Origin of the sequence: Janthinobacterium sp. Ant5-2-1 (assembly GCF_001445815.1) — a bacterium.
GTDB classification, from domain to species: domain Bacteria; phylum Pseudomonadota; class Gammaproteobacteria; order Burkholderiales; family Burkholderiaceae_D; genus Janthinobacterium; species Janthinobacterium lividum_E.
Genome location: NZ_LNCE01000033.1, coordinates 106,055 through 117,212 on the forward strand (window position 1 = coordinate 106,055; position 11,158 = coordinate 117,212).

Sequence of the window (11,158 nt, forward strand, 5' to 3'; positions counted from 1 at the left end):
CAAGCCTGCGCCGGACCATGCACCAACAAGGAGATACCATGGGCACCATCATTCTGATCATCTTGATCCTGGCCCTGGTCGGCGTCCTGCCCACCTGGCCGCATAGCCGCAACTGGGGTTACGGCCCCAGCGGCATCGCCGGCCTGGTCGTAGTGATACTGATCCTGCTATTACTGACGGGCAGGTTGTAAAAAAAGGCGCTACGGCGCCTTTTTTATTTCAAGGAGGAAATATCATGACTATCCACAACACACTCTTGGCGACCCTGTTCGCCTGCAGCCTGGCGCCGCTGGCATTGGCGCAGACAACCACGCCGCAACCGGGCGACCCGCAACGCTGGTACCAGGAAGACAGCACGGCGCAAGCCCAGCTGCGCACCCTGCGCAAGGAAATCGCCGCCGCCCTGGCCGAGGCCAAGAGAGCTTGCCGCCTCGAACCGTCCGCCGCGCGCGCCACCTGCCTGAAGGATGCGCAAGACACGTACCGGCAAGACATGGCGAACGCGGAAAAACTGCGTGTAGCGGCCCATCCGCAGTGATGCAGCGATACGCCGTACTCTTGCTCTTTACTCTTGCAACGCCTGGCAAAACCGTCGCGAGCGGAAGGGAGAGGTGGCCAAGAAGCGCAACCGTACTTTGTACGGGGGCGCCGAGCCGGTGAGCATCGCAGGCCGCCTATACCGACGCGCAGCAGGTTTTGACAGGCGTCACTAAGCGGCGTCGCGCTCGTAAGGTGGCAATTCGTGCACCACGAGCGGCGTGTCCTCCGTGACAAAGGCCAGCCAGCCGGCCGCCTTGATCGCGCGCAAGCCATCCTGGTAGCCCTGCTCCCAGCGCCATTCGATCGAGCCCTTGGAGAAATTGATATCCTTGGCCGCCATGTGCCAGTCGCGCCCCGCATACGGCAAGCGCACGATGTGCATGGTGCTGTCGCAGCCGAGCGCCACCAGCTCTTGCGTCTGCTGGCGGTTATGCTTTGTGTCGGGCAGGCCGGCGTACAGTTCGCGCAATTTGCGCTGCAAGGTGTGCGTGTTGACATAATCGGCGATATGCCGCTTCGAGCGCGACGCGAAGGTGACGTCCTTTTGCCGCGTCTGCACCTCATCCAGGGTGGTCGGTTCCGGCCCTTCCGAACTCCACAAGTCCACCATGAAGACCAGGGTATCGACGTGGGGCGTGTCGTCGAGCACGGTTTCGAGCGGCGTATTCGAGTACAGGCCGCCATCCCAATATAAATCACCATCGACGCGCACGCCGGCAAAGCCGGGCGGCAAGGCGCCGCTGGCGCGGATATGATCGGCCGTCAGGGGCTGCTGCTGGCTGTCGAAACTGGTGAGGCTGCCGCATTTGACGCGCAAGGCGTTGACCGTCAGGCGCATGCCGCCGGGCTCGTTCAGGTAATCGAAATCGACCAGTTCCTCGAGGGTGCTGGCCAGTTCGCTGGTGTCATAAAAACTCGCCTCTTCCGGCTTGACGGCGATTCCAGCGGGAAACAAGCTGAAAGTGCGCGGCTTGAAAAAGCCGGGCACGCCGCGCAATACCGTATCGAGCGTGGCCAGCCAGATGTTCGAACGGCGCTGCTGGTCCGATACCAGGTTCATGTCGATGCTGTCGCGGTGCGCCACGCGCTGCCAGAACTCTTTCAAACGCACGAGCCGGTCTTCGTGCTTGTTACCAGCCAGAATGGCGGCATTGATGGCGCCGATCGAGGTGCCCACCACCCAGTCGGGCGCCAGGCCATGTTCGTGCAGCGCATGGTAGACGCCAGCCTGGTAGGCGCCCAGTGCGCCGCCGCCCTGCAGCACCAGCACGATGCGCAGGCGCGAGGGATTTAACTGATTGATCGGTGTCTTCGAATGCGTCATCAAGATGGCCCCTCTGTCCGCCGCGCGAAATACGGCGTGAATCATTGTAAGGGATTGCGTCAGTACGCGCCGGACCTTGGGTGCAGGCAAAAAAAACGCCGTCGATGACGGCGTTCCTGTGCAACACGGCTGGCGTTCAGCGCTTGCGGCGCAGCCAGCTGGCGGCCACGGCGGCCACGGCCACGAGGACCAGCGCCGGCTTGACGAGCTTCTTGCGTCCGATAAACGATAACGCCGTCAGCACATACGGCATGGCGCCTTGCAGCCGCATGCCGCCCGGCGCCAGCAGGGACTCGACGCGGTGGCCGGCAAAGCCGACCGCCGTCTCGACCACGCCCTGCAGCATGGACTCGGGACGCAATGCATAGCCCACGTTGGCGCGCGCATGCACGATGCCCACGCGGTACATTTCGCCCTGGGCGATCAGCAGGCGCTTGCGGGCGGCTTGCGCCGCCAGTTTGTCGTTTTCCGACATGAATTCTCCTCGTAAGGCACTTACATCAGCATGTCGCGGTCGGCCTTCAATTCCGCCATGGTGGCGGGCATGGACAGCTTTCCTTGACGCAGCATGGCGCGCGCATACATGACCAGCGCGATGGCCAGCATTACGAACACGACCGTCATGATCGCCAGGATCTTCCAGCCCAGGCTATCCCAGGCGAGGAAAACGATCAGCACGCTGCCGTAAGCGATGGCAAACAAGCCCGCCACCGTCGCCAGCGCGAAAATGACAACCAGCTGCAGCATGTGATTGCGCACTTCCGACAGTTCGATGGTGGCCAGTTCCAGCCGCGACAACATCAGTCCGACGGCGTTTTTGGCCAGGCCGGCGACCGAGCCGATCAATCCCGGCCCCTGGTGAGACGAAGCAGACTTGTCCATATCGCTCCTGACAGTGGATTACTTGCGGCCCAGGATGAAGCCAACCAGCACGCCGACGCCAGCGGCGACGGCCACCGTGCGCCATGGGTTTTCCTTGACATAACCATCTGCCTGGGCAGCCATCTGCTTGGTGGCAACGATGGCCGACGCCTGCGCTTCATGCGCCTTGGCCAGGGCGGCATCCAGGGTTTTCATGCCCTTGATGCGCACTTCATCGGCTTTTTCGCCGGTCAGGGCGGCAGCGGCGCTGAACAGGGCTTGCGCATCCTTGACGAGGGTTTTGACATCGTTATTAACGGTGGTGATATTGTTTTCCAACATGGTTTAGCTCCTTAGCTGTGGATGAATGTAGTTACTATACCTACTTTACTCAAAAACACTATTCCATTAGATCGCGCATATCATCGGCGTGCTCTTCTTCAACAGCCATGATTTTGATCAACAAATGGCGTGTGGTCGGGTCTTTGTCGCCGATTTTTATGATCATCTGGCGATACGACTCGATCGCTACCCGTTCCGCGATCAGATTGGCACGCACCATGCTCTGCACGTCTTCGGAGTCATCATACTCGGCATGGCTACGCGCAAGCAATGTTGCAGGATTAAAATCTGGCTTGCCATTCAATTGCACGATGCGTTCGGCCAGCCAGTCGGCGTGCTCCTGCTCCTGCTGCGCATGCTCAAGGAACTCGGCCTTGATGCTGCCATTGTCGCGTCCGCTAACGGTGTAGTAATGGCGTTTATAGCGTGCAATACACACCAGCTCGGTGGCCAGCGCCCCATTCAGCAGGGTAATTAACTCCTCGCGGTCGGCCTGGTAGCCGGCCGTCACGGCGCCGTCGTCCAAATTTTTCGCGGCGGCGCGGATGGCCGCCGTATCGATGCCAGCTGGAATCTCAACAGATGTTGGTGTCATGATGCTTCCTTTCAATACTTGCGTGGGTATCCACCGGCCAAGGTTCGGCCGGTGCTGCCTTTGGCTTACAACGCCCCAAGGCGTTTAACGGCGGGCGGGAATCGCGGTGTTATCTTCCGACAAGACGATTTCCACCCGGCGATTCAGCTGGCGGTTTGCCGCCGTATCGTTGCCGGCGGCCGGATAAGCGGCGCCATAGCCTTTGGTGGCGATGCGGTCACGGCTGATGCCTTGCTCCAGCAGCGCATTGCGCACGGATTCGGCGCGGCGTTGCGACAATTCCAGGTTGTGCGCGGAACCGCCCGTGCTATCCGTAAAGCCTTCGATCAGCACGGTGCGCTGCGGGTTGTTTTTCAGTACGTCGGCCAGCTTGCGGGCCGTATTCGCGCCATCGGCCGTCAGGTTCGCCTTGTCCGTGCCAAACAACACGTCGCCCAAGGTAATGACCATGCCGCGCTCGGTTTTCTTGGCGGCCAGGTCGGCCAATTGCGCCTCGAGTCCGGCGGCGCGGGCTTGCGCATCGCGGGCCGACGCTTCGGCAGCTTGCGCCTGGGCCTTGGCCGCTTCCGCATCCGCTTGCGCCGACTGGGCGCGGGCCGTGGCCTGGTCAGCCTGCTGCGTGCGCGCATCGAGACGCAATTGATCGCGCTGCTTGCCGGCGTTGGCGATATCGGCTTCCGCAGCCTTCTGCTTGGCGACTTCTTGCGCCGTGGCTATCTTTTGCTTGGCCAGGTAAGCCAGCTTGTCGACTTTTTCGCTATCTTCCTGGCGCGTGGCGGCCGCGTTTGCCGCTTCCAGCGCAGCGCTCGCTTCGCGGAATTCGCGTGGCGCATAAGTCGACACCATCGGGTTCGATTGCGCCGCCATGTAGTCGCCGCGGGTCTGGTCGAGCAGGCTGGTGGTGGTCGGTGCGGAGCTGCAGGCGGCAACCAAAGCGGCCATGGCCAGCAGGCCGGGAATGGTGGTGTAGGTAGCTTTTTTCATGATGGAATCCTGTTCTTATTGTTGCTTATTGTTTTGGGGCTTGCTGATTGGCGCGGTCGAGCTCTTCGCGCATGACGCGGATGTTCTCGTTGATTTCATCGGCGGCGCTGGTGGCCTTGGCCGAATTGGCCTTGCTTTGTGCCAGCTTGGCATCGGCTTGTGCCTGGTCGGCCAGCTCGCGCGCCGTCTTGTAGTCGCGGTCTTTCAGGGCTTGGTTGGCCATGCGCATTTTTTCGCGGGCCGAACGCATTTCATCGGGGGCCAGGTCGGCGGCGCCGGCACTGGCGGCGTTATCGACGGCGGCGCGCGACACGGCAACGTCAGCCGTGGCTGGCGTTTTCAGGCTGGAACAGCCCGTCATCAGGACAACGGCGGTGGCGCAAGCGGCCAAGGCGGCCAATGGGGACATTTTGAAATCTCGGTTTGTCATTTTTCTTCTCCTGGAGAATGTTAAGCGTTAGGGTTCATACGTCGGTGCCTCTGGAATCAGGAACGGCGTTTGATGTAGACGTTATAGGCTCCGGCTCCCCGCATATCCGTTCGGTGCCGCACATAGAGTAGGAAATCGACAATACTTGCATGGGCAACGTGCGCTAGCGCACATGCCGGCCAGCAAAACTTGAAACGGCCCCGGCCTCAGGACGATTCCTGTAGCATCATGACTACTTGTCCAGAAAGAACCTGCTTATGCCGCTCTCCCGTCGTCAGAAAATCGCCCTCGCCAGCACCGCCGTGTTGATCGCCCTGCCCGTCACCGCTGCCATCGTCCTCATGAACATGGACTGGAACCGTGCCAAGCCCTGGCTTAATGCGCGCGCCAGCGAAGCGCTGGGTCGGCCGTTTGCCATCGAGGGCGACCTGGCGCTGACGTGGCAGCAGCCAACGGCTGGGGGGCAACAAGGCTGGCGCGACTATTTGCCATGGCCGCACCTGCAGGCCAAGGACGTGCGCCTGGGCAACCCGAGCGCCATGGCAGGAACGGATGACGAAGCGCAGCTGGCCAGCGTCAGCCAGCTGGCGTTCTCGCTCAATCCGCTGGCCCTGCTGGACAAGAAAATTATCATCCCGCAATTGCGTTTCGACACGCCGCAGGTGCGCTTGCTGCGCAACAAGGATGGCAAGAACAACTGGACCTTCGACAAGCAGGACCAGCCGTCGCCATGGCAGCTGGAATTGCAAAGCGTGGTGTTCAGCAAGGGCACCGTGACCTTGGACGATGGCGTCAGCAAAACGGCCATGCGCGCCGATGTCGACACCATCGCGGGCGACGCGCGCTACGGCATCGCCTGGACGCTGTCGGGCCAATATCATGGCGAAACCGTCAAGGGCGGCGGCAAGGCGGGCGGCGTGCTGTCGCTGCAGCAACAAGGCACGCCCTTCCCCATCCAGGCCGACATGCGCGCGGGCGGCAACAACATGGCCATCGAAGGCACATTGACGCGCCCGGCCAATCTGGCAGCGCTCGACGTGCGCCTGAAGCTATCCGGGCCCAGCATGGCGCGCCTGTATCCGTTGACAGGCGTGCTGCTGCCGGAAACGCCGCACTTCAGCACGGAAGGCCATTTGACGGGCACCCTGGCGCCGCGCGGCGGCGAATGGGTTTACGACAAGTTCAGCGGCAAGGTGGGGTCAAGCGACATCAGTGGCAAGCTGGCTTTTTCCGCCAGCACGCCGCGCAAGCGCCTGACGGGCGAAGTCCACTCGCGCCTGCTGCAGTTTTCCGATCTGGGTCCACTGGTGGGCGCCGATTCCAGCGCCAGCAAGAAGGAACGAGGCGTGGCCTCGACGCAGCCGGTCGGCCGCGTGCTGCCGGTGGAAACGTTCAAGACGGAGCGCTGGACCAGCCTGGACGCCGACGTGCGCTACACGGCCGACAAGATCACGCGCGACGCCGAGCTGCCGATCAGCAAGCTCGACACGCATGTGGTGCTGACGGACGGCGTGCTGTCATTGACGCCGCTCAACTTCAACGTGGCGGGCGGCACCCTGACGTCGCAGATCAAGCTCGACGGTAGTGGCAAGGTCATCGCCAACGGCATCGCCGCCGAACTCAAGGCCAGCGCCCGCCATCTGCACATCCAGCAGCTGTTCCCCCGCCTGCCCGCCCTGCAGGCCAGCGTGGGCGAAATCAATGGCGATGCTTCGCTGTCGGCCACGGGCAATTCCGTCGCCACCCTGCTGGGCAGCTCGAATGGCGAAGTGCGCGCGCTGATCAACCGGGGCAGCATCAGCAAGCTGTTGCTGGAAGAAATGGGCTTGAATATCGGCAGTGTCGTGCTGGCCAAACTGTCTGGCGACAAGCAGGTCAAGCTGAACTGCATGGCCGCCGATTTCGCCGTCACCAAGGGGCTGATGCGCACGCGCCAGTTCATCGTCGACACGGATGACGCCGTCCTGAATATCGATGGCACGGTGAACCTGGCCGATGAACGGCTGGACCTGACCTTGCGGCCTGACAGCAAGGGCTTGCGCGTCTTTTCGCTGCGTTCGCCCCTGTATGTGCATGGCACTTTCAGCAAGCCCGACGTGAGCGTCGACAAGGGCGTGCTGGCCCTGCGCGCCGGCGGCGCCCTGGCGCTGGCCGTGGTGGCGCCCGTGGCGGCGCTGCTGCCGCTGGTCAATGCCGGCCCCGTCGAGAATAGCGAATGCGCGGCACTGCTGGCCCAGGCGCGCGTCAAGCCGGTGGCCCCCAAGCCGGGGAAAGCCGTACGCAAGATGCGCTGAACGCGGCGTGTGTGCCTTTACAATTGTTACACACCTATGTGCGTTGCCGAACAGACCCTGCCTTGCCGCAATCCTATCCTGTGATCGTGCCTGAAACACACGGCGTCACGAAGTCATCCGGCCCATACCATGCCGGCGCCACGAGGTCCGAATTCATAGGAGAACTATCATGCAAATCATTAAAAAAATCGCCGCTACCACTTCCGTTGCCGCCCTGCTGCTGAGCTTGACGGCTTGCGCCAACATGTCCGGCCAGGATAAAAACACGGCCATCGGCGCTGGTATCGGCGCCGTTGCCGGCTCCGTGCTGACGGGCGGCAGCGCAGTCGGCGCAGTCGGCGGCGCCGCAGTCGGCGGCGTGATCGGTAATCAGGTCAAGCCGAAGTAATCGTTGATGAAAAAAAGCGGGGTGGGTGCCCAGGCACCTGCCCCGCTTTTTTGCGTCTGCTGCATAAGGTTAACAACAAGCAGGATGAAAGCCAGCAGGGAAAATCAGACGAAGACGTTGGCCATGCCGATGGTGCCGCTATCCTTGACCAGCTCGTAGCAGCGGCAGGAAACGGCTTCCAGGCCGGCCGAATCGAGGATTTCGATATTGCCGCGGCTGTAAGTGATGAGTTTTTGCTGTTGCAGCGCGCTGGCCGCCTTGGTCACGCCGACCCGCCGCACGCCCAGGGTATGGGCGAGGAATTCATGCGTGAGGTGAAATTTTTCGGACTGCAGGCGGTCGCGCGTGATCAGCAGCGAACGGGCCAGGCGCGCTTCGAGCACGTGGAAACGGCTGCACACGGCAATCTGGATGGCTTGCGCCAGCAAGGTGTCCGTGTAGCGGTACAGCAAGCGCTGCAGGGACTCGAGCTGGGCGAACTCGGCGCAGAAATCGGCCCGTGCGATGCGGCTGGCCGTGCCGGAACGCTGCACCACGGCACGCACTTGCGCCAGGTCATGACCGAGCGCGACGGAAGCGCCCAGGACGCCTTCGCGGCCGACGGAGCCCACTTCCAGGGTCATGCGGCCTTCCGCCACGGCCAGCAGCGAGATCAGGCAGTCGCCGGGAAAGTAGATGTGGCCGATAGGCTGGCCAGGTTCGTACAGCACCTCGCCGACTTCGACCGTGACGGTATCGAACAGCGCCGTCAGGTGCCGCAAATCGTGCTCGGGCAGGCTGGCCAGCAAGCGGTTGCCGGCGTCAGGCGCGCCCACGGGCGACCCCAGGCCGGATCGGCCTGTATCGCGGGACAGGGTCATGCTGGCGTTCGTTGGTGGCATTGCTTTTCCTTGGTGTCGTTACAACTCGACATAATTTTTACCTAGCCTACGGTGCGGTACCGTCCCTGTATGTACGGTGACGCACGGAAGCGGGGCAAGCGGTACAGCACACTGGCTGCATGCACGGATAACACGCACTACCCATTTCATTATTTTAAAAAAACAAGGAGCTCTCCATGACTACCACCACCAAATCCCTCCATCCGCTGGTACTTGCCGCCGCCGTCGCCGTCCTGCTGTTTTGCGGCGTGGGCACGGCGGCCCTGATGGGCTGGCTGCCTTCGTCCCAGGGCGATAGCCAGCCGCTGGCAGCGAGCACGTCGGCCGAGCAGATGGCCAACCTGCAGGCGAACCAGCCGTCAGCGAACTTGCAGCCTGCCGGCGCGCAGCCGCTGGCCGCCCTGCCGCCGCAACAACAGCAGCAACCACAGCCACAACCCGTGCGCCAGCCGCAACATCAGCCACAGCAACAGTACGCGGCAGCCCCGGCGCCGCAAGTGTGCGGCAATTGCGGCGTGATCGAAGCCATCCATGAAGTCAATACGCGCGCTGAAGGCAGCGGCGTGGGCGCGGCCGGCGGCGCCGTCGTCGGCGGCTTGCTGGGCAACCAGGTAGGCGGCGGCCACGGCAAGCAGCTGGCCACCGTGCTGGGCGCCGTCGGCGGCGCCGTGGCCGGCAACCAGATCGAAGGCAGCGTGCGCGCCACGCGCAGCTACAACATCGTCGTGCGCCTCGATAACGGCAAGACGCGCACCGTGCACCAGAGCGCCGCGCCGAACTGGCGCCAGGGCGACCGCGTGCGCGTCGTCAACGGCGGCTTGCGCGCCATGGGCTAAGCAAACCGCGGCGGCGCCGCTGCCGCGATTAGTTGCAAATTCAACACACGCCCGGCCTGTCCGGGCGTTTTCTTTTTGATAATGTTCGCTGGCGTACAGATGAGCTTGCCGTCCCGCGAGATGATGCATTCAAGAAAGTTCAACGGATGTCTTCAAGGAGATGCGATGGAAAACGACAAGACAGGCAGTCGCCGGATCTGGCTCGGCTTTATCGGCGGCGGCATATTGGCCACCGCGCTGGGCTTCTGCGCGCTGGACCTGGCGCCCGTGCAAGCGAGCGCGCCCGTGTTTGGCGTCATGCTGCTGCTGACGGGCGGCATGGTCAGCTGCCTGGCCGGCGCCGTCGGCATGGCCGGCATGCTGGCCTGGATACCGGGCATGGATGGCGAACAGGAACGGCCGCCGCTGCGCGAGCGGAATTTGGCGAAATAAAATACAAGTTGGGTAAAGAAGGCAGGTAAATAAGGCTTGTGTACGGCACCGTACAGAAAATTTCAGAAACAAAGTAGACAATAAGTCATGGCATCAGCGTTCAGCGACCCAGTCGCCGCGCAATGACAAAAACCGATGACAGCGCAAGGCCAAGGCAGCCGCCGTCATCCACACATTACTCTCGGAGGACACATCATGCTGTATACAATCGCCGTCGTACTCATTATTCTTTGGCTGCTGGGCCTGGTAACTTCCTATACCATTGGCGGCTTCATTCATATTCTGCTGGTGGTCGCCGTGATCATGGTGCTGCTGCGTTTGATCAGCGGGCGCGGTTTATAGAGGCCAATTGACTGGCCAGACAGGGGGCGGCGCGCGTGCAAACGGGCGCCGCCCTTTTGCCGCCTTTTGCATGCAGTGCGCGCGCACTGGCACGTCGCGGCATTTTGCAGTAACGTGTGCAGGTAATTCCTGGGTATGTCCCAATAACAAAACAAGGAGAAAATCCATGAAAGAAACATTCAAAAAAGGCCCTGGCGCCAAATCCCTGATCGGCATGCTGGTGATCGCATTGGCCGCCACCGGCTGCGCGGACATGTCCTCGACGCAGCGTGGCACGGCCACGGGCGCCGGCATCGGCGCAGGCCTGGGCGCCTTGATCGGCGGCACCACCGGTGGCGGCAGCAGCGGCCGCACTGCTGGCGGCGCCCTGCTGGGTGCGGCAGCTGGCGCCGTGGTCGGCAATATCTGGTCGAACCGCATGGAAAACCAGAAGCGCGCGATGGAACAAGCGACACAGGGTACTGGTGTGCAAGTCTCGCAAACGGCCGATAACCGCCTGAAAATGGAAATCCCGAGCGACATTTCCTTCGACACCAACCGCGCCGACATCAAGGGCAACTTCCGCCCCATCCTCGACCGCTTTGCCGCCACCCTGAATGAAAACCCGAACACGACGGTCAGCATCATCGGCCATACGGACAGCACGGGCAGCGATTCCATCAACGAGCCGCTGTCGGTGGAACGCGCGGCCCACACGCGCGACTACCTGTCCATGCGCGGCGTCTCGCCGACCCGCGTCGTCACGGAAGGCCGCGGCGCCCGCGAGCCGATCGCCTCGAATGCGGATGCATCGGGACGCGCACGCAACCGCCGCGTGGAGATTTACGTCGCGGAATTGGCTCCGCGCTAAGCTGACACGCATCAATAAAAAACCCGCCGGCAAGGTAACTTGCCGGCGGGGTTTTTTTT

The 11,158-nt window shown here is 62.3% G+C and carries 16 protein-coding genes; 8 read left to right on the plus strand and 8 right to left on the minus strand.

The features are described from left to right. Window positions 1-38: 38 nt before the first annotated feature. Window positions 39-191: a DUF3309 family protein gene (locus tag ASN89_RS28175; protein WP_010396415.1), complete on the plus strand. Its 153-nt coding sequence runs from the start codon at window positions 39-41 to the stop codon at window positions 189-191. Window positions 192-235: 44 nt separating this feature from the next. Beyond that, entirely contained in the window at window positions 236-538 is a 303-nt protein-coding gene (locus ASN89_RS12070; protein ID WP_082654537.1) for a hypothetical protein, read from the plus strand. 171 nt (window positions 539-709) lie between these two features. Here ASN89_RS12070 and ASN89_RS12075 read toward each other — a convergent pair whose 3' ends face one another. The 7 genes from ASN89_RS12075 to ASN89_RS12105 all read right to left on the minus strand — a co-directional run bounded on the left by ASN89_RS12075 (window position 710) and on the right by ASN89_RS12105 (window position 5,055). Continuing rightward, window positions 710-1,864, minus strand: coding sequence for a patatin-like phospholipase family protein (locus ASN89_RS12075; protein WP_046682428.1), 1,155 nt, complete (start codon window positions 1,862-1,864; stop codon window positions 710-712). Between the two features lie 136 nt (window positions 1,865-2,000). After that, window positions 2,001-2,339 (minus strand): hypothetical protein, encoded by a 339-nt coding sequence (locus tag ASN89_RS12080; protein WP_035826249.1) that lies wholly within the window; start codon window positions 2,337-2,339, stop codon window positions 2,001-2,003. A 20-nt stretch (window positions 2,340-2,359) separates the two neighbouring features. Then, window positions 2,360-2,746: a phage holin family protein gene (locus tag ASN89_RS12085; RefSeq protein WP_058049427.1), complete on the minus strand. Its 387-nt coding sequence runs from the start codon at window positions 2,744-2,746 to the stop codon at window positions 2,360-2,362. A gap of 18 nt (window positions 2,747-2,764) precedes the next feature. Then, window positions 2,765-3,067 (minus strand): DUF883 family protein, encoded by a 303-nt coding sequence (locus ASN89_RS12090; RefSeq protein WP_034758939.1) that lies wholly within the window; start codon window positions 3,065-3,067, stop codon window positions 2,765-2,767. 58 nt (window positions 3,068-3,125) lie between these two features. Beyond that, window positions 3,126-3,662, minus strand: coding sequence for a ferritin-like domain-containing protein (locus tag ASN89_RS12095; RefSeq protein WP_046682426.1), 537 nt, complete (start codon window positions 3,660-3,662; stop codon window positions 3,126-3,128). 84 nt (window positions 3,663-3,746) lie between these two features. Beyond that, window positions 3,747-4,646 (minus strand): OmpA family protein, encoded by a 900-nt coding sequence (locus ASN89_RS12100; RefSeq protein WP_046682425.1) that lies wholly within the window; start codon window positions 4,644-4,646, stop codon window positions 3,747-3,749. A 25-nt stretch (window positions 4,647-4,671) separates the two neighbouring features. Continuing rightward, complete coding sequence (locus ASN89_RS12105; RefSeq protein WP_235501956.1) at window positions 4,672-5,055, minus strand: DUF4398 domain-containing protein; 384 nt, start codon at window positions 5,053-5,055, stop codon at window positions 4,672-4,674. Window positions 5,056-5,333: 278 nt separating this feature from the next. On the opposite strand from ASN89_RS12105, the gene ASN89_RS12110 reads away from it, so the two are divergent. After that, window positions 5,334-7,370, plus strand: a complete 2,037-nt coding sequence (locus tag ASN89_RS12110) for an AsmA family protein (protein WP_058049429.1) — start codon at window positions 5,334-5,336, stop codon at window positions 7,368-7,370. A 169-nt stretch (window positions 7,371-7,539) separates the two neighbouring features. After that, the gene (locus tag ASN89_RS12115) at window positions 7,540-7,758 is read left to right on the plus strand and encodes a glycine zipper 2TM domain-containing protein (protein WP_010396384.1); all 219 of its coding nucleotides are present in this window, start codon (window positions 7,540-7,542) and stop codon (window positions 7,756-7,758) included. Window positions 7,759-7,862: 104 nt separating this feature from the next. On the opposite strand, the gene ASN89_RS12120 is transcribed toward ASN89_RS12115, so the two are convergent. Then, on the minus strand, window positions 7,863-8,639 hold the full coding sequence (locus tag ASN89_RS12120; RefSeq protein WP_082127560.1) for a Crp/Fnr family transcriptional regulator: 777 nt from the start codon (window positions 8,637-8,639) through the stop codon (window positions 7,863-7,865). Between the two features lie 176 nt (window positions 8,640-8,815). Here ASN89_RS12120 and ASN89_RS12125 point away from each other — a divergent pair, with 176 nt between their 5' ends. The 4 genes from ASN89_RS12125 to ASN89_RS12135 all read left to right on the plus strand — a co-directional run bounded on the left by ASN89_RS12125 (window position 8,816) and on the right by ASN89_RS12135 (window position 11,099). Further along, entirely contained in the window at window positions 8,816-9,475 is a 660-nt protein-coding gene (locus ASN89_RS12125; RefSeq protein WP_058049430.1) for a glycine zipper 2TM domain-containing protein, read from the plus strand. A gap of 165 nt (window positions 9,476-9,640) precedes the next feature. Continuing rightward, window positions 9,641-9,907 carry a hypothetical protein gene (locus ASN89_RS12130; RefSeq protein ID WP_058049431.1) on the plus strand — a complete coding sequence of 89 codons (267 nt, stop codon included), beginning with the start codon at window positions 9,641-9,643 and terminating at the stop codon, window positions 9,905-9,907. A gap of 195 nt (window positions 9,908-10,102) precedes the next feature. Next, a complete protein-coding gene (locus ASN89_RS28670) occupies window positions 10,103-10,249 on the plus strand; it encodes a lmo0937 family membrane protein (protein ID WP_010396376.1) in 147 nt (48 codons plus the stop codon). 214 nt (window positions 10,250-10,463) lie between these two features. Next, a complete protein-coding gene (locus ASN89_RS12135; RefSeq protein WP_046682530.1) occupies window positions 10,464-11,099 on the plus strand; it encodes an OmpA family protein in 636 nt (211 codons plus the stop codon). Window positions 11,100-11,158: the final 59 nt, after the last annotated feature.